This is a genomic window from Aeromonas sp. 2692-1 (assembly GCF_013085505.1).
GTDB lineage: Bacteria > Pseudomonadota > Gammaproteobacteria > Enterobacterales > Aeromonadaceae > Aeromonas > Aeromonas hydrophila.
The window spans coordinates 3,049,066-3,069,081 of sequence record NZ_CP038513.1; the positions used below are offsets into that span (position 1 = coordinate 3,049,066).

Sequence of the window (20,016 nt, forward strand, 5' to 3'; positions counted from 1 at the left end):
TTTTTATGGGCTGGCGCTCGCACTGGCGGGATCGAGTCTGTATTATCCGGTCATTCATAGAGTTAGCTAGGAAGTGTGTCCCGAATGCGTCTTGAAGTCAGCTGTGAAGACCGCCTGGGCCTGACCCGGGAACTGCTCGACCGTCTGGTGGAGCACAACATCGATCTGCGCGGCATCGAAATCGATACCTCAGGCATCATCTATCTCAACTTTCCCGAGCTGGAGTTTCGTGATTTCCAGCACCTGATGCCGGAGATCCGCCGCATTCCCGGGGTCTATGACGTCAAGACCATCCCCTACATGCCCTCCGAGCGCGAGCACCACGAGATTGAGGCGCTGCTCAAGGCGCTGCCGGATCTGGTCTTCTCCCTCGATGCCAAGGGCAAGGTGACCCAGGCCAACCAGTCCGCCCTCACCACCCTGGCCCTGCCGGTGGAGGAGGTACGCGGCGCGGCGCTCGGATCCCTGGTCAAGGGTTTCTCTTTCAGCCGCTGGCTGGAAGCGAGCGAGATCCGGCCGCAGACCTGCAAGCTCAGCATTAATGGCGAAGAGTATCTGGCGGATCTGATGCCGCTGTTCGTGGCCGAAGAGAAGGGCAGACAGGCCCTGGCCGGCGCCGTGGTGGTGCTCAAATCCGCCCGCCGGGTCGGCATGCACTTCAGTGCGCTGCACGCGGTGGAAGTGGGGGGCTTTGAACACCTGCAGGCCGAGAGCCAGAAGATGAAACAGGTGCTGGCCCAGGCGAGCAAGCTGGCGATGCAGGATGCGCCGCTGCTCATCGTCGGCGAAACCGGCACCGGCAAGGAGCTGCTGGCCCGCGCCTGCCACGGTGCCAGCCTGCGCTCCAGCCACCCCTTCATGGCGCTGAACTGTGCGGCCATGCCGGACAACGTGGCCGAGAGCGAGCTGTTCGGTTACGCCCCCGGCGCCTTTGGCAATAACACCGAGGGCAAGCGCGGGGTACTGGAGCTGGCGAGCGGCGGCACCCTGATGCTGGACGAGATCGGCGACATGTCCCCCCATCTGCAGACCAAGTTCCTGCGGGTGCTGCAGGATGGCGTGTTCCGCCGGGTCGGTGACGAGCAGGAGGTGAAGGTCAACGTGCGCTTCATCTGCACCACCCAGAAGCAGCTGCTGGATCTGGTGCACGAGGGCAAGTTCCGGGAAGACCTCTACTATCGCCTCAACGTGCTGAGCCTGGCGCTGCCGCCGCTGCGCGAGCGCAAGGCCGACATCATGGCGCTGGCCCAGCAGTTCGTCTCCCGCTTTGCCAGCGAACTGCAGCGTCCGCGCCCGCGCTTTACCCGCAACATGGCCGAGTACCTGACCGCCTACCGCTGGCCGGGCAACGTGCGCCAGCTGCGCAACTGCCTCTACCGTGCCATGACATTGCTGGAAGGGGACGAGATCGGCCCTGAACACGTGGATCTGCCGGTGGCGGCCGACGCCATGCCGCTCATCGACGAGTGGTTCGAAGGGGGACTGGACGAGGCGGTGAAGCGCTTCGAGAGCCGGCTGCTGGAGCGGCTCTACCCGGCGTTTCCCTCCACCCGCCAGCTGGCCAAACGGCTGGGCGTGTCGCACACCGCCATCGCCAACAAGTTGCGGGAATACGGGATCAACAAGAAGTAACCCCATGAATGCACTTTATTGCAGGGCTCACGCACGGGTGGGCCCTCGTCATTATTGTGATGCCGGCCCGGTCAGCCCCTTGCTCTGTCGGCTGCGCCTTGTCATGCTGCTGACAAGTTCAATACTATTTCCATCCGGCTCACCCCTCGCGGGCAACCGCCCTTCATGGGTGCTGATGTGGGCTTAAGCGCAGGCACGATGCACTCTTTTTCACTGATCCGGATCCTGGCGTGGTTGGCGCCGCTGGTTTGCACGCTGGCCCTCTCCACCGAGCCACTCCCCCTGACCTCGGCCGAGCTGCGAGCCGAGCAGGTGCGCCAGACCGTGCTCGACATTCTCAGCTACACCCGCTGGCCGACCGAGCCGAGCGAGCTGCGCCTGTGCGTGGCGGCGCCGACGGAGTATGCCACCGCGCTCTTCTCCATCAAGCAGCAGGCCAACGGCCGGCCGGTCAGCGTCCATCGCTACGACGTCGATGACAAGGCGATCGGCCCCCAGTGTGACGTGCTCTATCTGGGGGTGTTGTCCCCCGAGCGGCGGCTGCCGCTGTTCGAGCGGCTACGCGGCTACCCGATTCTCAGCATCAGCGAACACAGCACCGAGTGCGTGGCGGACTCGGTCTTCTGCCTGCAGATCGGCAAGGAGCGGATCCGTTTTCGGGTCAATCTGGATGCCCTGGCCAGGAGCGGGGTGCGAGTGCATCCCGCCGTGCTCAAGCTGGCCAAGGCCGATGAGGGGGGCTCATGATCGGTTTGTTCCGCCCCCCAACCAGCGCCTCACCTTGCGACAGAGTCTGGGACGCACCCACCTGGTGACGTCCCTGACGGCGGTCTGCATGGCCGGTGTGCTGCTGACCGGCATCGCCCTGCTGGCGCTGCGGCTCTATGCGGATCACAACCTGGAGTTGGTGGCTCGGGCCATCAGCTACACCAGCGAAGCGGCCGTGGTGTTCCACGACGAAGAGGCGGCCCGCGAGGCGCTGCAGGCCATCACCACCCACGAGGATGTGGCGCGGGCCAGTATCTATCTGCCGAGCGGCCAGCTGCTGGCCAGCTGGAGCCGGGCCATGAGCACCCCCTGGTCTGGTCTTGAGCAGTATCTGGCGCGGCTCATTCTGCCGGGGCCGGTGGATCAGCCCATGCTGCGGGGCGGGGTGGAGATCGCCCGCATTCATCTGGTGGGGCACGGTCAATATCTGCTGCTGTTCCTGTTGCAGACCCTGCTGGCCATGCTGCTCTGCCTGGTGCTCAGCACCCTGGGGGCGCTCTACGTGGCGCGCCGGATGCAAAACTCCCTCACCGCGCCGCTCAAGGATCTGGCCCAGGTGGCCCACAGCGTCAGCCGCCAGCGGATCCTCGCCATGCGGGTGCCCGAGGCCAACATCGCCGAGCTGCACGCGCTCGGCCAGGATTTCAACTCCCTGCTCGACGAACTGGAAGCCTGGCAGGCTCACCAGCGACGGGAGAATGCCAGCCTGCTGCACCAGGCCACCCATGACGCCTTGACCGGCTTGCCCAATCGTGCTCTGTTTGAGGCTCGTCTGGATCAGGCGGTGACCACCGGCCGGCTGCATGATGAGCGCTTTGCACTGCTCTACCTCGATTGTGATCGCTTCAAGCAGATTAACGACACCCTGGGCCATGCCGCCGGGGATGACGTGCTGATCGCCCTGGCCAGACGGGTACAACATCAGCTGCGGCCGATGGATCTGGTATGCCGTCTGGGGGCGACGAGTTTGCCATCCTGCTGACCCCCTTGTCCCAGGTGGGCGAGGCGGAAGATGTGGTAACCCGCATCCAGCAGGCCATGGCAGACCCCGTGGTACTGGGGGACGGCAGCCAGCTGGTGGCTGCCGTCAGCATCGGGATCGCGCTGTATCCGGATCAGGGGCTGACCGCCGCCGATCTGCTGCAGCAGGCGGACCATGCCATGTACCAAGCCAAACGGCTGCGTCGGGAGCGTGCGCTCCATGACCAGCTGGAATTCGATGTCTCTGCTGAGGAAAAATAACAATGAAGATCCATGTCCTGATGAAAACCGGCTTGATCGGCCTGCTGTTGAGCGTGCTGGCGGGGTGCCAAAGCGCCCCCCACGGCCTGACCGCAGCGCAGATCGCCGTACTCAAGGAGCAAGGCTTTCGCCTGACCGATGAGGGTTGGACTCTGGACTTCTCCAACCGTGTGCTGTTTGCCAACAACGCCGATGCCCTGACCCCCAAGACCCGTGTGGTGGTGGAAAAACTGGGCAAGACCCTGCAGGAGGTTGGCTTGAACCGGGCGCGGATCGATGGTCATACCGACTCCAACGGGGCGGCGGACTATAACGATCAGCTCTCGTACAAGCGGGCGCAGTCGGTGGCCGACGTGCTGGTATCGGTCGGTATGCCGCAGGCCAACCTGGACATCCGGGGCCGTGGTGAACGCGATCCGATCGCCGACAACAAGACGGCTGCCGGTCGGGCCGAGAACCGCCGCGTGGCGATTGTCATCAGCAATGAATGACATGGTTGTGTAGATAGAAAAAGAGCGCCTGATGGCGCTCTTTTTTGTGGCTCGCAGTTATTCCTGCTTGAGCTTTTCGCGGTCGTGGTGACTGCGCAGGCGGATGTTGATCATCTCCACCGTCAGCGAGAAGGCCATGGCGAAGTAGATGTAGCCCTTCGGAATGTGCAGATCCATCCCCTCGGCCATCAGTGCGAAACCGACCAGGGTGAGGAAGGAGAGGGCCAGCATCTTGATGGTGGGGTGGTTGTCGACGAAATCACCGATGGCCTTGGCGGCGAACATCATGATGAAGACGGCGATCATGATGGCCAGCACCATGACCGGTACGTGATCTGCCATGCCCACGGCGGTGATGACCGAATCCAGGCTGAAGACGATGTCGAGAATGGCGATCTGGATCAGGGTGCTGATGAAGCCGGACGCGGCGGCGCTCACGCTCTCAGGCTCGGCGGCCCCCTCCAGGGTGGCATGGATCTCGTGGGCACTCTTGCCGATGAGGAACAGACCCCCCAGCAGCAGAATGAGATCGCGGCCCGAGATGGCCTCGCCCAGTACGGTGAACAGGGGCTCGGTGAGACGCATCACCCAGGCCAGGGAGAGCAGCAGCAGGATGCGGGTGCCCATGGCGAGACCCAGCCCCAGGATCCGCGCCTTCTGGCGCTGTGCCTCCGGCAGGCGACCGACCAGGATGGAGATAAAGATGATGTTGTCGATGCCCAGTACGATCTCGAGCAGGGTCAGGGTGGCGAGCGCGACCCAGGCGGAGGGGTCTGCAATCCATTCCAGCATGATTGAACCTTGGTTGAACTTTGATTGAGGGTTGAAGCCGCGCATTCTAACAGGGGGTTATGGCTTGTCCCAGTGGCAGGAAAAGATAAAAATGGCGGCCATCCAACGGGAGGGACATATGTTTCGTTTAGGACTCATCATCAATCCGGTCGCCGGCATCGGCGGGGCGGTCGGACTCAAGGGCAGTGACGGCATGGTGGCCGAGGCGCTGGCCCGTGGCGCCGTCCCCAAGGCCCGCGAGCGGACCCGTCAGGCGCTGCTACCGCTGTGTGAACTGGCGGACCGCTTCGAGCTGCTGACGGTGGCGGGCGAGATGGGGGCCGAGCTTGCCGGCGAGCTCGGCCTGCCTTGCCGCATCGTTTATCAGCCCGCGGCAGCAGCGACTACGGCGGCCGATACCCGTATCGCCGCCGAACGGATGCGCGAGGCGGGCGTCGATCTGCTGCTGTTTGCCGGCGGTGACGGCACCGCGCGGGACATCTGCGCGGCGGTGGGGGATACGTGCCACGTGCTCGGCATTCCGGCCGGCTGCAAGATCCACTCCGGAGTCTATGGGGTGACGCCCGCTGCCAGCGGCCGGGTGGCGGCCCGGATGATCACCGGTGAGCTGCTGAGTCTGGTGGATGCCGAGGTGATGGACATCGACGAAGAGGCGTTTCGCGCCGGCAAGGTGCGCGCCCGCCATTACGGCCAGCTGCAGGTGCCCGGCGATCTGCGCTATGTGCAGGCGGTCAAGCAGGGGGGGCGCGAGTCTGAAGAGCTGGTGCTGGCGGACATCGCCGCCGGCGTGGTCGAGCAGATGGAGCCCGATACCCTCTATCTGATGGGCTCCGGCAGCACGGTGGCGGCCTGCATGACGGAGCTCGGCCTCGAAAATACCCTGCTCGGTGTGGATCTGGTGGAAAATGGCCGGCTTATCGGGCAGGATCTGTCCGCCGCCGAGATCCTGACCCGGATCCGTGGCCGTCGCTGCCGGCTGATCATTACCCTGATCGGCGGTCAGGGACATCTGTTCGGGCGCGGAAATCAGCAACTGAGTCCAGAGGTGTTGCGGGCCGTCGGGCGGGACCAGATCCAGGTCCTGGCCACCAAAGCCAAGCTGGCGGCCCTTGCGGGCAGGCCCTTGCTGGTGGATACCGATGACCCGGCGCTGAACCGGTCGTTAAGTGGTTATCTGCGGATCACCACGGGATACAAGGATCAGGTCATCTACCCGGTGGCCAACCCGGAATAGGACATCAAGGATGCGGCTGGCCTGGCGCCAGAGAGCCGTGATCAACCGGATCGCGGTTCCACTCCCCCGAATTATTTTGCCGGCAACCCCGGAAAATGAGGCTGCGTTAAATGACGATTCATGATTTTGAGCACAAGTTGTTGGGACTGATAGACGGCATGGTGGCCACGGCGACCGACGATGAGCTGTTTGCCGGGGGTTATCTGCGCGGCCACATCTCGCTGGCGGTGGCGCGGGCCGAGCTGGAAGGCAAGACTCTGGTACGGGATGTAAAGAGTTATGTGCTGCGCAGCCTGAACGAGGCCATTCTGCAGGGTGAGCTCTCCGAGCAGGACGAGAAGCTGGTGCAGGCAATGTGGATTCGTTTGCAACAACAAGCAGAAGCTTGATCGGTTACACAGTTCAAACAGAAGTTTGAGTTTATTCTTCCCTGAGGTTAGTGAAAGGTTAATAATAAGTTTCGCCTTTTGTTTCAGGGATTAAACTATGGCTTCCTCCTCGCGTATTGCCAATAAACTGCCGCTCGAAATGCTCTACCAATGGGAGCGGCAGTGTCCTGACCGAGTCTATCTGCGTCAAACCATCAACCGCGAATACCTGGACTTCACCTGGGGTGAGGTCGCTGACGAGGCCCGCCGCATGGTGACCGCACTGCGTCAGCTGGGGCTGGTGGCCGGCGACAAGGTGGCGCTGCTCTCCAAGAACTGTGCCCAGTGGTTCATCGCCGATCTCGCCATGCAGATGGGGCAGTACGTGAGCGTGCCCATCTATCCCACCGCCAACGTCGACACCATTGAATACGTGCTGCGTCACAGCGAGGCCAAGGCGATTTTCGTCGGCAAGCTCGATGACTGGAAGAGCCAGGAGGCGGGGGTTCCCGCCGAATTGCTGCGCATTGCCTTTCCCTATGACACCATGCCGGCGGCCCACCAGTGGGACGATCTGCTGGAGCAGCACGAACCCATCCCGGACAGCCCTGTGCAGGCACCGGACTCCCTGCTGAGCCTGGTCTACACCTCCGGCAGTACCGGCAAGCCGAAAGGGGCCATGCTGAGCGTCGAGCGCTACGCCTGGTCGTGCGAGAAGCTGGTGGAGGCGGTCGGGCTGTGCGAGCAGGATCGCGGCTTCTCCTACCTGCCGTTGGCCCACATCACCGAGCGGGTCTATGTCTATGGCGGCAGTCTCTATGGCCGCGCCGAGATCGCTTTCCCCGAATCCCTCGACACCTTCATCGAGGACGTCAAACGCTGCCGTCCCACCGTGTTCATCTCGGTGCCACGACTGTGGGCCATGTTCCGCATCAAGATCCACGAGAAGCTGCCCCAGAAAAAACTCGAGCTGCTGCTCAAGATCCCGTTCGTGTCGGGCCTCATCAAGCGCAAGCTGCAAAAGGGGCTGGGGCTGGATCAGGCGCGGGTGCTGGGCTGTGGCTCGGCGCCGGTGGCACCGGCCCTGCTCGAGTGGTATCACAGCATCGGCATCGAGATCACCGAGGCCTGGGGCATGACCGAGAACCACGCCTTCTCCACCCTCAACTACCCGTTTAGGGCCGACAAGATAGGCACGGTCGGCAAGGCGGGGCCGGGGGTCACCATCAAGATCTCCGACGAAGGGGAGATCCTCTGTCGCTGCGAGGGGATGATGCTGGGTTACTACAAGGATCCCGAGCACAGCCGTGAAGCCATCGACGAAGAAGGCTGGCTGCACACCGGCGACATGGGCAAGCTGGATCGGGAGGGCTATCTCACCATCACCGGCCGCATGAAGGACGTGTTCAAGACCGCCAAGGGCAAGTATGTGGCGCCGGTGCCCATCGAGGGGCTGCTCGGCCAGGAGCCCATCATCGAGCAGCTGTGCGTGATTGGCTACGGCATGCCGCAGCCGGTGGCCCTGGTGCAGCTGGCGGAGAGCGCCATGAAGGGGGATCGCAATCAGGTCAACGCCCAGCTGGAGGCGGCCCGCAATCGGGTCAACGAGCAGCTGGAGTCCCACGCCAAAATTCGCGGCATCCTGGTGGTGAAGAGCCCCTGGAACATCGAGAACGGGGTGCTCACCCCGACCATGAAGATCCGTCGTCACCTGCTGGAGCAGAAGTATGCGGATCTCGGCGACGCCTGGTCCTCTTCCCAGAGCATCATCTGGGAGTCCTGACAGGGCCCGGCAGGCTTGCTGCTGATCACCACGAAACAACAAGGGGAGCCACTGGCTCCCCTTGTTGTTTCAGGCAACGGCAGGTCAGACCGCCTGATACTCCAGCTCGACCGAGCCGAGCGCCTTGAGGGTGGCGCGGGCGGAGTCCTGCTGGCTGATCTGGCCATCCTTGCTCTCCAGCAGCACGGCGCGGCGGATGGTGGCGAGATCTTCGCCGCCCAGCACCGCGTGGGCACAGGCCATCTGCATCGGTGGCAGGCTGGGGTTGAAGGCGGCGTTTTCGGCGTAGCGACCGCAGAAGATGCGACCGTCGGCGAACTGCAGCGCCACCGCGGCATAGCCCTGGCTGTAGGGGGCGTAGCTCTGGCGGGCTGCGGCCAGTGCGGCCTGCCACAGCGGATCATCGCTCGCAAGCGTGAGCTCGTCGTGGGCCTGCGGGCTCATCAGCGCGTCCGTGATGTCCAGATCCGCCGGGCCGAACGAGTGGGGCAGAAAGGATTGCAGGGCACTCAAGTCATCCGGCAGGGAAACCTTGAGGATCTTGGCGGTGCTCAGCTCGTTCATGAACTGGCGGCAGTGACCGCAAGGGGTGTAGTTGACGGTGATTTCAGAGATGCCGGTCTCGCCACCCAGCCAGGCGTTGGAGATGGCGGACTGCTCGGCATGGACCGAGTGGAACAGACCCTGACCTGCAAACTCCATGTTGGCGCCGAAATACCAGTTGCCGCTCAGGCCGCAGGCGATGGCACCGACGAAGAACTTGGAGATGGGGGCCACCGAGCAGGCGGCGGCCAGCGGCAGCAGGGCCAGGCGCAGGGCGCGATCGTCAAGACCGGTGGCGGCCTTCAGCGTGGCGACCTGATCCGGGGTGAAGCGAGCCTGGAAATCATCGCCCAGCATGGGCAGCAGCGCCGCCTTGAGCGGGGCGGACAGGGTATCGAGTGGCTTGGCAAAACGGGGATGCATAGTGTGTCCTCAAAGGCCAATTGGGGGGCCATTGTAGGGAGCAAGCTCGGCTAAATGTGTGAGCGTGCTCACGCCCTGATGGGCAAACGGAGGGGGATGGTAATGGAAACGTTTGTCTTGTGCAAATTGTGCGGCAGGTCGCACATCGGCGGGCCCGCAGGCCCGCCATCGCGGAAAAGGGTGCTCTTCAGCTCAACCAGTGGTAAATGGCAAACAGCAGGGGGGCCACGGCGGCGGTGAGGATGCCGCACACCACCATGGCCAGGGAGGCAAAGGCCCCCTGGGTGATGCCCTGCTCGGCGGAGGTGGCGGTGCCGATGGCGTGGGCGCAGGCCCCCATGGCCAGCCCCTGGGCTTCGGGGTCGGTGACCCGCATCAGTTTGAGCAGGGGGAAGCCGATCAGGGCGCCGACGATCCCGACCACCACCACCACGGCGGCGGCGATGGCGGGAATGCCGCCCAGGGATTGGCTGACGCTCATGGCGAGCGGCGTGGTGATGGATTTGGTGGCGAGCGAGGCCAGCAGTGCCGGATCGGCGCCCATAAAATGACCGATCAGCAAGGTAGTGCAGACCGAGATCAAGACCGAGCTCAGGGTACAGATTAGGATGGGCCTGAGCCTGGCCTGGATCTGACGGGCCTGTTGATAAAGGGGCAGCGCCAGCGCCACCACCGCCGGCTCCAGCAGCGCCGTGATGGGGCGGGTGCCGCTCTCGTACTGCTCCAGCGGCAGATCGAACCAGAGCAGCAGGCCGATGATGACGGCGGTGGGCACCAGCACCGGGTTGATGATGGGCCAGGGCAGCTTGCGATAGAGGGCCCGGGTGGCGAAGTAGAGCGCCAGTGTCAAGGGAATGGCCAGCCAGAAGATCATTTGTTCATCCTCTGGTAGAGGCGGCCGACGGTGCCGAGGATCAGCACGATCCCGAGCACGATGCAGAGCATGATGAGGCCGAAGGATTGGCGCAGCGGCTCCAGCCAGGCCACCAGCCCGACTGCCACCGGCACGAACAAGACCCCCATGTGGCGCAGCAGCAGGCCGGCGCCCTGCTCAACCCAGTGCAGTTTCACCAGTTGCAGGGAGAGCAGCACGAACAGCAGCAGCATGCCGATGATGCTGCCGGGGAAGGCGAACGGCAGGATGGCTGCCAGGGTTTTGCCCGCCAGCAGGCAGGCGACGATGACCAGAAAGTCACGAAGGTACAGCAAGGCACGTTGCGCGATCACAGGAGCCCCATCTTGGTAACGGTGAACTAAGGAATACGCCAGTCTACCAGAGAGGCCGGGTCGCGGCATTAAAACAATAACAGCTGAAATCAGTTCGTTTGAGGCTGATTTAATTGAAGATTTTCAGATAGAACCCTTTTCGAACCACAAGGAGTCGCCATGACATCTCTCTTGTCCCGCCTGCGCCAGCTGGCGGACGACCACCATCTGCCCCCTTCGTTGCTGCAAACCCGCCAGTGGGAGGGGCCCCTGTGCCGGGTGCGGCTCGACAACACCGGCAGCAGCGAGGCCCGGGTCGGGCACTGGACGTTGTTTGACGGCAAGCTCGGCCTCTCACCCGCGTGCGCCATCTACGGCGAAGGCTTCCAGATGCTGGCCCAGACCATGGGCAGCTGGCAAGCGCCGCAACCGGTCGGCCGTTGCCCCGATGCCGGTGTCTATCGGATCACCGATGATCAGGGTTATCACACGGTACACAACCTGCTGCTGGTGGAACATGACAAGGGCTGGCTGCTGCTCGCCTTTGCCAGTTGTCAGCGCTTTGGCGGGGAGTTTCGGCTCTACCCCGATGGCCGGCTGCAGATCCTGATGAACGGTGAGGGGCGGACACTCCCTGCCGGCCAGTTCTGGCAGAGCGAGGCGCTGCTCTGCCTCGAAGGAAAAGATCGGGAGGCACTGCTGGCCGAATTGGCGCAGCGGATCGAGGCCGAGCATGGCTCGCTGATCGGCCAGGTCGGCGAGCGTCCCAGCGGCTGGTGCTCCTGGTATCACTACTACGCGGACGTGAGCGCCGCCGACATTCGCGAGAACCTGCAGGTGCGTGCCGAGCGCTTCCCGGCCCTGCGCTACGTGCAGATTGACGACGGCTATCAGGCCAAGATGGGCGACTGGCTCACCCCGTCGGTCAAGTTCGAGCAGGGGGTGGCGTCCCTGGCCGCCGAGATCAAAGGCGCCGGCTGCGAGCCCGCACTCTGGGTGGCTCCCTTTATTGCCGAGCCCGGCTCCCAGGTGTTTCAGGATCACCCCGACTGGTTTGTGAAGGGGGATGACGGGCTGCCGCTGCCCTCCGAGCGGGTGACCTACGGCGGCTGGCGCGGCACCCCCTGGTATGTGCTGGATGGCACCCACCCCGAGGTGCAGGCTCACCTCGAACGGGTGTTTCGTACCCTGCGCGAGCAGTGGGGCATCCACTACTTCAAGCTCGACGCCAACTTCTGGGGGGCCATCCACGGCGGCCGCTTCCACGACCCGGCCGCCACCCGGGTCGAGGCCTACCGACGCGGCATGGCCGCCATCCTGCGCGGAGCGGGCGAGGGGGCCTTCCTGCTCGGCTGCAACGCCCCCATCTGGCCAAGCCTCGGCCTGGTGCACGGCATGCGGGTGAGTGATGACGTGGAGCGCAGTGGCCATCGTTATCGCCAGATCGCTCGCGAGGCCTTCTGCCGCGCCTGGCAGAACGACCGGCTGTGGGCGCTGGATCCTGACTGCATCTGTTTGCGGGATCTGCCAAGCCAGCAGGCGAGCCCTGCCGAGTACCGTTTCCATCTGACGGCGCTGGTGGCAAGTGGCGGCATGATGCTGGCCGGGGACAGGCTGCAGGATCTCGACGAGGTGCAGGCGGCGCAACTGCGCAAGCTGCTCGAGCTTTGCGCGGCGCGCGCTCCTGGCGCCCGTTTCGAGTCGATGGACTTTGCCTGCGGCGAGGTGAGTCTGCCCGAGGGCGGCACCCTGCTCTGCCTCTTCAACTGGGAGGCGCAACCTCAGGAGTTCCTGTTGCCGGCAGGGGGCGAAGATTTCTGGGATGAGGGGGCCGTCGGTACCGCGCTTACCCTGCAGGGGGGCGAGGGGCGGGTGATCCGCTACCGCTGAGCAGGCTGGCAATCATGATTCAGGCTCCCACGGGAGCCTGAATCTATTGCGAAAGGCGCAGCTATACCGGAGTCAGTAACGCCACTCGAAGCCGATGGCGTAATTGGCGGCGCCATAGCCCGGGATCTCGTTGCTGGAGAGCAGGGCCTTGAAGGTGAGCTGCGCAGTGAGCGGAATGCCGAGTCCCATGCCGAGGGCGACCTCGTCGTTGGTGTTGCCCATCATGTCGGCCCGGATCATCCGATAGAGCGACATGTCCTGGCTCATGTGCACATAGCTCTGGGAGGCGCGGTTGTAGAGCTGGCCGAACACTTCCAGCTGGAAACCGGCCTGGGGGGTGATGGCCAGCGGCACGCCGACGAAGTTGTAGAGATCGGAGCGATTGAAATAGCTGTTGGTGATCTGGGGGGTAAAGTCGGTCTGCTGATAGAGGCGGCTGAAGTTGCTTTCAATCAGCTGGTAAGTCTGCTGCGGCAACTGCAACAGATAGTCGGGGACATCAAAACGCACGCCCGCCATGCTGGCCGATGGCAGCAGGGCGCAGATGAGCAAACCAAAACCGGATAATCCTGAACGCATCGGATGCGGCATCCCCAAGGGTCGATAGGCCAACCGGCCGTTAGTGCAATGTTAGCGCACAAATAATTGAAACATCAGGAGTCTTTGCTCCCCTTCCCATTATGTCGCGGGGCGGGGGAGCGTACAGTCATTTAACCGTGAGGCGGGTCACATCTCACAGATTTTCGAGGTAGTGATAGAGGTTCTTGAGGATGGAAAAGTTCCGTTCGTTACCCTGATTCTGCTCGGCCAGCGCCTCGAGGCGCGGTACATAGTCCGGCAGACGGCGGCTGAAGTAGTCGCTGCAGTGCAGTCGCCAGCGCTTTTGCTCCGTTTCGCTCAAGGTGTGCGGCCAGTTGCGGGCACGGTAGCGGAACAGCATCTCCGGCAGTCGTGAGTCGGTGAAGGCAAACTCCCGCTCGCCCAGCAGATCTGCCGGGGTGGCACGCACCAGATCCATGGTGGACTTGTCGCCGTGACCGAAGAAGCCGGCGTAGAGCTGGGTATCCGGATCACCGTCATTGTTGCCGGCAAACTCCTGATTGAACACTTCCACCAGTTTTTCCCGCACTTCGGGGTGGGCGCGCAGCAGATCCAGGCTCTTGCGGCACTGCTCCCGGTCGATGCCAAGCTGGTCGGCGCGCTCCGCCGTCAGGGTGGCGGCCGGCGCCAGCACCGGACACTTGTTGATATGCACCAGCTTCACCGGAATGCCGGCCAGATCCCCCAGCTCCTCTTTCTTGGTGTAGAGGCGCTCTCTGATCTCCTCGCTGGTGAGCTCGATGAGCGGGGTTGGGTCGCGGGTCAGATCCACCATGATCACCGCGTTCTGGTTGCTGGGGTGCCAGGCGAGCGGCGACACCCAGCTTGCGCACCCCTGCCAGGGGGAGAACATGCCGGAGACGTGTACCAGCGGCTTCATGGTCACCACGTCGATGAGGGCCTTCACCTTGTTCTTGTTGCGAAGGTCAAACAGGTAGCCGAACAGCTTGGGCTGGGCCTTTTTCACCAGCTTGGCCATTTCGATGGTGGCCAGCACGTCCGAGAGCGCATCGTGGGCATTGGCGTGGGCCACGCCATTGGCGACGGTGAGCTTCTCCAGCTTGAAGCTTGGCTTGCCCTCTTCGTCAAACGCCCACTCGATCCCCTCCGGGCGCAGGGCGTAGCAGGCCCGCAGCATGTCGAGAATGTCCCAGCGGGAGTTGCCATTCTGCCAGGCGTAGGCATAGGGGTCATAGAAGTTGCGATAGAGGGTGTAGCGGGTCACCTCGTCATCGAAGCGGATGCTGTTGTAGCCCAGCACGCAGGTGCCCGGGGTGGCGAACTGCTCGTGGATCTGACGAATGAAATCCGCCTCGCACAACCCATCCTTCATCGCCTTTTGCGGCGTGATGCCGGTGATCAGGCACGCCTCCGGCTCCGGCAGATAGTCAGCGGGCGGCTTGCAATAGATGACCAGCGGCTCGCCGATGAGGTTGAAATCCGCATCGGTACGAATACCGGCAAACTGCGCCGGTCTGTCCTTGGCCGGGCTGATGCCGAAGGTCTCGTAGTCGTGGAAGTAGAAGGTCGGCTCGCTGCCGGCGTGTGCTGTTTTGCTCATGTTGCTCGAGAGGGATATCCGATGACGGTGGCGCCTGGCGCCAGGGTGGGGGTGCCATGCACCTCGGTTGCCTGCATGGTAAACCATAGCGCAGGCAGAACGAAGGGCAGACCAGCCGGCTGCCGCTTTATTGGGCAGGCAGGCGCCAGTGGCAGGTGAAAATAGGTTTGGAGAATAGCTGAAAAGAGACAACCTCGCGTGCGGGGTTGTCTGCTGGACAGGCTTTCTGGTGGCGTGCTCAGTGGCAGAGCTTGTAGTAGACCTCGTTCCACTGCAGGGTCTGCTTGAGCTCGGGGATGCGGGTGTGCTCGTCGATGACCACAAACTCGATGCCCATGAGGTCGGCGAAGGTACGCAGCTGCTCGATATCCACCGACTGGGTGAACACCGAGTGGTGGGCGGCTCCGGCCAGGATCCAGGCCTCAGCGCTGGTCTGCAGGTCCGGCATGGGCTGCCACAGGGCGCTGGCCACCGGCAGTTTCGGCATGGCCTCTGGCAAGTCCACCACTTCCAGCTGATTGACCACCAGCCGGAAGCGGTTGCCCAGATCGATCAGACTGGCATTGACCGCCTTGCCGGCGGGGGCCGCAAACAGCAGGCGGGCCGGGTCGGCCTTCTTGCCTATGCCCAGATGCTGGGCATCCAGCACGGGTTTATTGGCGGCGATGGAGGGGCACACCTCCAGCATATGGGCTCCCAGCACCAGGTTGTTGCCCGCCTCCAGGTGGTAGGTGTAGTCCTCCATGAAGGAGGTGCCGCCCGCAAGACCGGCCCCCATCACCTTGAGGGTGCGCAGCAGGGCGGCCGTCTTCCAGTCCCCTTCTGCCCCAAAACCAAAACCTTGCTGCATCAGGCGCTGACAGGCGAGCCCCGGCAGTTGGTGCAGGCCGTGAAGGTCTTCAAAGGTGGTGGTGAAGGCACCAAAGCCGCCGTCGGTGAGGAATTTCTTCATCCCCAGCTCCTGGCGCGCCGCTTCATAAAGGGAGGCGCGAAGCACCCCGCCCGCCTGCACCGCCTCGGTCAGGGTGTAGGTTTCTTCGTATTCGGCCAGCAGCGCCTCGATGTCGCTTGCGGGCACGGCGTCGATGACTTTGACCAGATCGCCGACCGGGTGGTAGTTCACCTGATAGCCGAACTGGATCTGGGCCTCAATCTTGTCGCCCTCGGTGACCGCCACGTTGCGCATGTTGTCGCCAAAGCGGGCGATCTTGAGGTGGCGGCTGTCGTGAATGGCGGCGGCGACCCGCATCCAGTTGCCCAGCTTGCGGTGGGCCTCTTCATCCTGCCAGTGACCGACCACCACGGTGCGCGGCAGCCGCAGCCGGGCCCCCATGAAACCGAACTCGCGGCCGCCGTGAGCGGTCTGGTTGAGGTTCATGAACTCCATGTCGATCTCGCTCCACGGCAGATCCCGGTTGAACTGGGTGTGAAATTGCAGCAGGGGTTTTTGCAACTGACTCAGCGCCGGGATCCACATCTTGGCGGGGGAGAAGGTGTGCATCCACACCATGAGCCCGATGCAGCGCTCATCGTGGTTGGCATCGCGGGCCACCGCGCTTATCTCGTCGAGGGTGGTGCCGGTGGGCTTGAGCACGATCTTGACCGGCAGGCCGGCGCGCTCGTTGAGCTGGCTGGTGATGGTGTGGGCGTGATCGGCCACCTGCTTCAGGGTGGCGGCGCCATACAGGTGCTGGCTGCCGACCAGGAACCACACTTCCAGCTGTTTCATCAATTCCATCTTGGTGTCCTCTTTATGCTTTTGTCTGGCCGTAATAGGCGTGTTTGCCATGTTTGCGCTGGTAGTGCTTCTCCAGCAGGTAATCGGGCAGGGGGCGGGCCGCGGGGTTGATCTGGCCGGTGAGCCAGGCCATGCGCGCCACCTCTTCCAGCACCACGGCGTTGTGCACCGCGTCCTCGGCGCTCTTGCCCCAGCTGAAGGGGCCGTGGTTGGCCACCAGCACCCCCGGCATGGTGAGGATGGGGGTCTGCTTGAGGGTCTCGACGATGAGATGACCGGTCAGCCCCTCGTAATCCTCCTCCACTTCACCCGGGGTGAGCAGGCGCGAGCAGGGGATCTGGCCGTGGAAGTAGTCGGCCTGGGTGGTGCCGAAAATGGGGATGGCGCGCCCCGCCTGGGCCCAGGCGGTGGCGTGGGTGGAGTGGGTGTGCACCACGCCGCCAAGCTCCGGATAGGCGCGATAAAGCACCAGGTGGGTGGCGGTATCGGAGGAGGGGCGCAAGGTGCCTTCCACCTGCTTGCCCGCCAGATCCAGCACCACCATGTCTTCGAGCAGCATCCGCTCATAACTGACGCCGCTCGGCTTTATCACCACCAGATTGCGCTCTCGGTCGATGCCGCTGACGTTGCCCCAGGTGAAGGTCACCAGCTCGTGGCGCGGCAGATCCAGGTTGGCGACGAGCACCTGCTCCTTGAGCATCTTGAGGTTCATGCCGGTACCCCCCGGTTGTAGAGCGGCTCGGCGGCGGCGCCCCAGGCGAGGTAGCGCTGGTAGAGGCGCTCGTATTCGACGACCCGCTCAGGGTCAGGCTGGTGGGTGCGCTCCACGGCGCTCGCCATGTGGCGCTGGGCCTTGGCCACATCGGCGTGGCTCCCGGCCGCCACGGCAGCAAAGATGGCCGCCCCCAGGGCGCAGCACTGATCCGAGGCCACTACCTGGATGGGCCTGTTCATCACGTCGGCGCAGGTCTGCATCACGGTGGCCGACTTGCGGGCGATGCCGCCAAGGGCGATCACCTGCTCCACCGGCACCTGCTGACTGGTCATGCACTCCATGATGCTGCGGGCCCCGAAAGCGGTGGAGGCCACCAGAGCACCGAACAAGTCGGGTGCATCGGTGCCGAGGTTGAGCCCGGTGACGGTGCCCTGCAGGCGCTGGTTGGCGTAGGGGGTGCGGCGACCGTTGAACCAGTCGAGCACCACCGGCAGGTGGGCGAGATCGCGCTTCTGCTCCCAGGCGGCGGCGAGGCTTGGCAGCAGCTCCTGCTTGTGGGCCTCGATGGCGGTGCGCAGCTCCGGATACTGGGCGGCGAGGCTCTCCAGCGGCCAGCCGAGCTGGCGCTGATACCAGGCATAGATGTCACCGAACGCCGATTGTCCCGCTTCCAACCCCACCATGCCCGGCACCACGCTGCCGTCCACCTGGCCGCAGATCCCGGCAATGGCCCGATCGCCGATGGTGGCTTCGTCGGCGATCAGGATGTCGCAGGTGGAGGTGCCTATCACCTTGACCAGCGCATTGTTGCCGGCCCCGGCACCCACCGCCCCCATGTGGCAGTCAAAGGCACCGCCGGCGATCACCACTTCGCAGGAGAGATGCAGCCGCTCCGCCCACTCGGGGGTCAGGGTGCCGACCGGCAGATCGGCGGTCCAGCTGTCGGTAAAGAGGGGGTAGTCGAGATCCTCGGTCAACAGCGGATCCAGTGCGTTGAGAAACTCGGCGGGGGGCAGGCCGCCCCAGCTCGGGTGCCAGAGGGACTTGTGGCCGGCGGAGCAGCGCCCGCGCCGGATGTCGGCCGGGGCCTGGGTGCCGCTCAGGATGGCGGGGACCCAGTCGCACAGCTCGATCCAGTTGCAGGCGGCGGCGCGCACCGCCGCGTCATTGCGGGAGACGTGCAGGATCTTGGCCCAGAACCACTCGGAGGAGTAGACCCCGCCGATGTAGCGGCTGTAGTCGGGGAACTGGCCGCCGTGGCACAGGGCGGTGATAGCCTCGGCCTCCTCGATGGCGGTGTGATCCTTCCACAGCACGAACATGGCGTTGGGGTTGTCGGCAAATTCCGGACGCAGGGCCAGTACACGGCCCTCCTCGTCGATGGGGGCCGGTGTGGAGCCGGTGCTGTCCACCCCGATGCCGCGCACGGCGGCGCGCTGACGCGGGGTGAGCTGGCTCACCACCGCCACCACCGCCTGCTCCATGGATTCCAGATAGTCGAGGGGGTGGTGGCGGAACTGGTTGGTGACCGGCTGACAGTAACGACCGGCCTGCCAGCGCGGGTAATAGACGACCTGGGTTGCCAGCTCGGCGCCGTCGTGGCAGCGCACGGCGAGTGCCCTGACCGAATCGCTGCCGAAATCGAGTCCGATGGTGATCTGCTCGGACCTGGGGTGCTCAGACATAAGTGCTCCTGACCATCAATGAGGGGTGACTGGTGAGGAACCATAGGAGATGGACCGGACGGGCGGTTAGCCATTGGCTGCTGGAAATATGGATTTAAACGCTATGCCGGCAAGAGGGTGACGGCCATCGAAGATCGGCTATGTGATTATTTTGCTGAAAACATAGACAAAACGGCTGCAATTTCATGGCGTGATCCTGCTCTCCATTTTTCCATGTGAAAACGATTACAACTTGGTTTGCTCAACTAGCAACAACAATAACGTCCTGTTTAAGCATGTTTTTATATGGCTGCGACTTGATTGCCTCAAGGAGCAGCACGGCGTGGATACATGGATTGATAGAACACCTGGAGACACTCGCATGAACAAAATCGTTAACAGCATGATCGCAATGGGGTTTGCCCTTGGTATGGCAAATTCTGCTTTCTCGGCCGAGGCGCTGAAGCTGGGCTATCTGGTCAAGCAGCCGGAGGAGCCCTGGTTCCAGACCGAATGGAACTTCGCCGACAAGGCGGGCAAGGATCTCGGTTTCGAGGTAATCAAGATCGCCGTCCCCGATGGCGAGAAGACCCTCAATGCCATCGACAGCCTGGCGGCCAACGGCGCCAAGGGCTTCGTCATCTGCACCCCTGACCCCAAGCTCGGGGCTGCCATCATGGCCAAGGCCAACAGCATGGATCTGAAGGTCATCACGGTGGACGACCAGTTCGTCAACGCCAAGGGCCAGCCCATGGAGCAGGTGCCGCTGGTGATGATGGCCGCCACCAAGATTGGTGAACGCCAGGGCCAGGAGCTCTACAAGGAGATGCAAAAACGTCAGTGGGACGTGAAGGCGACCGGGGTGCTCGCCATCACCGCCGACGAGCTCGACACCGCCCGCCGCCGGGTCGAGGGCTCCTTGAGCGCGCTCAAGGCCGCCGGTTTCCCCGAGGCCCAGATCTACCGCTCACCCACCAAGGCCAACGACATTCCGGGGGCGCTGGATGCCGCCAACTCCATGCTGGTGCAGCACCCCGAGGTGAAGAACTGGCTCATCGTCGGCATGAATGACAACACTGTGCTCGGCGGCGTGCGCGCCACCGAAGGGCAGGGCTTCAAGGCCGAGAACGTCATCGGCATCGGCATCAACGGGGTGGATGCGGTGAACGAGCTCTCCAAGTCCAGCGCCACCGGCTTCCTCGGCTCCCTGCTGCCAAGCCCGGACGTGCACGGTTACAAGAGCATCCAGATGCTCCATGACTGGGTGGTCAACGGCGCCGAACCGGCCAAGTTCACCGAGGTGACCGACGTGGTACTCATCACCCGCGACAACTTCAAGGTCGAGCTGCAGAAGAAAGGTCTGTGA

Annotated in this window: 17 protein-coding genes and 1 pseudogene; 9 read left to right on the forward strand and 9 right to left on the reverse strand. The window is 63.6% G+C overall.

Annotation, left to right across the window (positions count from 1 at the left end; all coding sequences use genetic code 11):
• Positions 1–84: 84 nt before the first annotated feature.
• The 4 genes and pseudogenes from tyrR (at position 85) to E5E97_RS14530 (ending at position 4,133) form a co-directional block, all read left to right on the forward strand.
• Positions 85–1,632, forward strand: a complete 1,548-nt coding sequence (tyrR, locus tag E5E97_RS14515) for a transcriptional regulator TyrR (RefSeq protein WP_016350472.1) — start codon at positions 85–87, stop codon at positions 1,630–1,632.
• Positions 1,633–1,797: 165 nt separating this feature from the next.
• On the forward strand, positions 1,798–2,379 hold the full coding sequence (locus E5E97_RS14520; RefSeq protein WP_162901959.1) for a YfiR family protein: 582 nt from the start codon (positions 1,798–1,800) through the stop codon (positions 2,377–2,379).
• Positions 2,376–3,642: pseudogene (locus E5E97_RS14525) on the forward strand (diguanylate cyclase). The gene E5E97_RS14520 and the pseudogene E5E97_RS14525 overlap by 4 nt, the downstream one beginning before the upstream one ends.
• A 2-nt stretch (positions 3,643–3,644) precedes the next feature.
• Positions 3,645–4,133 carry an OmpA family protein gene (locus E5E97_RS14530; protein ID WP_044799830.1) on the forward strand — a complete coding sequence of 163 codons (489 nt, stop codon included), beginning with the start codon at positions 3,645–3,647 and terminating at the stop codon, positions 4,131–4,133.
• Between the two features lie 57 nt (positions 4,134–4,190).
• Here E5E97_RS14530 and E5E97_RS14535 read toward each other — a convergent pair whose 3' ends face one another.
• The gene (locus E5E97_RS14535; protein ID WP_016350476.1) at positions 4,191–4,925 is read right to left on the reverse strand and encodes a TerC family protein; all 735 of its coding nucleotides are present in this window, start codon (positions 4,923–4,925) and stop codon (positions 4,191–4,193) included.
• Positions 4,926–5,043: 118 nt separating this feature from the next.
• On the opposite strand from E5E97_RS14535, the gene E5E97_RS14540 reads away from it, so the two are divergent.
• The 3 genes from E5E97_RS14540 to E5E97_RS14550 all read left to right on the forward strand — a co-directional run bounded on the left by E5E97_RS14540 (position 5,044) and on the right by E5E97_RS14550 (position 8,310).
• On the forward strand, positions 5,044–6,159 hold the full coding sequence (locus E5E97_RS14540; RefSeq protein WP_118881389.1) for an ATP-NAD kinase family protein: 1,116 nt from the start codon (positions 5,044–5,046) through the stop codon (positions 6,157–6,159).
• A 110-nt stretch (positions 6,160–6,269) separates the two neighbouring features.
• Positions 6,270–6,548, forward strand: coding sequence for a YfcL family protein (locus tag E5E97_RS14545; RefSeq protein WP_011705767.1), 279 nt, complete (start codon positions 6,270–6,272; stop codon positions 6,546–6,548).
• A gap of 97 nt (positions 6,549–6,645) precedes the next feature.
• Entirely contained in the window at positions 6,646–8,310 is a 1,665-nt protein-coding gene (locus E5E97_RS14550) for an AMP-binding protein (protein WP_016350478.1), read from the forward strand.
• Between the two features lie 84 nt (positions 8,311–8,394).
• Here the strand turns inward: E5E97_RS14550 and cdd are convergent, their stop codons facing one another.
• From cdd to E5E97_RS14565, 3 genes are all read right to left on the reverse strand, one after another.
• Entirely contained in the window at positions 8,395–9,276 is an 882-nt protein-coding gene (gene cdd / locus E5E97_RS14555) for a cytidine deaminase (protein ID WP_017409644.1), read from the reverse strand.
• Between the two features lie 187 nt (positions 9,277–9,463).
• Positions 9,464–10,150: an LrgB family protein gene (locus E5E97_RS14560; RefSeq protein WP_118881388.1), complete on the reverse strand. Its 687-nt coding sequence runs from the start codon at positions 10,148–10,150 to the stop codon at positions 9,464–9,466.
• A complete protein-coding gene (locus E5E97_RS14565; RefSeq protein WP_011705771.1) occupies positions 10,147–10,503 on the reverse strand; it encodes a CidA/LrgA family protein in 357 nt (118 codons plus the stop codon). The genes E5E97_RS14560 and E5E97_RS14565 overlap by 4 nt, the downstream gene beginning before the upstream one ends.
• Before the next feature lie 159 nt (positions 10,504–10,662).
• Here E5E97_RS14565 and E5E97_RS14570 point away from each other — a divergent pair, with 159 nt between their 5' ends.
• Positions 10,663–12,372, forward strand: a complete 1,710-nt coding sequence (locus tag E5E97_RS14570; RefSeq protein ID WP_118881387.1) for a glycoside hydrolase family 36 protein — start codon at positions 10,663–10,665, stop codon at positions 12,370–12,372.
• Positions 12,373–12,444: 72 nt separating this feature from the next.
• Here the strand turns inward: E5E97_RS14570 and E5E97_RS14575 are convergent, their stop codons facing one another.
• The 5 genes from E5E97_RS14575 to E5E97_RS14595 form a co-directional block, all read right to left on the reverse strand.
• On the reverse strand, positions 12,445–12,951 hold the full coding sequence (locus E5E97_RS14575; protein WP_039214596.1) for a hypothetical protein: 507 nt from the start codon (positions 12,949–12,951) through the stop codon (positions 12,445–12,447).
• Positions 12,952–13,105: 154 nt separating this feature from the next.
• On the reverse strand, positions 13,106–14,533 hold the full coding sequence (gene sbcB / locus E5E97_RS14580; protein ID WP_171280468.1) for an exodeoxyribonuclease I: 1,428 nt from the start codon (positions 14,531–14,533) through the stop codon (positions 13,106–13,108).
• A 238-nt stretch (positions 14,534–14,771) separates the two neighbouring features.
• The gene (gene araA / locus E5E97_RS14585) at positions 14,772–16,271 is read right to left on the reverse strand and encodes an L-arabinose isomerase (protein ID WP_118881373.1); all 1,500 of its coding nucleotides are present in this window, start codon (positions 16,269–16,271) and stop codon (positions 14,772–14,774) included.
• 13 nt (positions 16,272–16,284) lie between these two features.
• Positions 16,285–16,983 carry an L-ribulose-5-phosphate 4-epimerase gene (locus E5E97_RS14590; RefSeq protein WP_118881372.1) on the reverse strand — a complete coding sequence of 233 codons (699 nt, stop codon included), beginning with the start codon at positions 16,981–16,983 and terminating at the stop codon, positions 16,285–16,287.
• Positions 16,980–18,671 carry a ribulokinase gene (locus E5E97_RS14595; protein WP_171280469.1) on the reverse strand — a complete coding sequence of 564 codons (1,692 nt, stop codon included), beginning with the start codon at positions 18,669–18,671 and terminating at the stop codon, positions 16,980–16,982. Before E5E97_RS14595 ends, E5E97_RS14590 begins: the two co-directional genes overlap by 4 nt.
• A gap of 361 nt (positions 18,672–19,032) precedes the next feature.
• Between E5E97_RS14595 and E5E97_RS14600 the strand changes: the two genes are divergently transcribed.
• Positions 19,033–20,016, forward strand: a complete 984-nt coding sequence (locus tag E5E97_RS14600) for an arabinose ABC transporter substrate-binding protein (protein ID WP_029301096.1) — start codon at positions 19,033–19,035, stop codon at positions 20,014–20,016.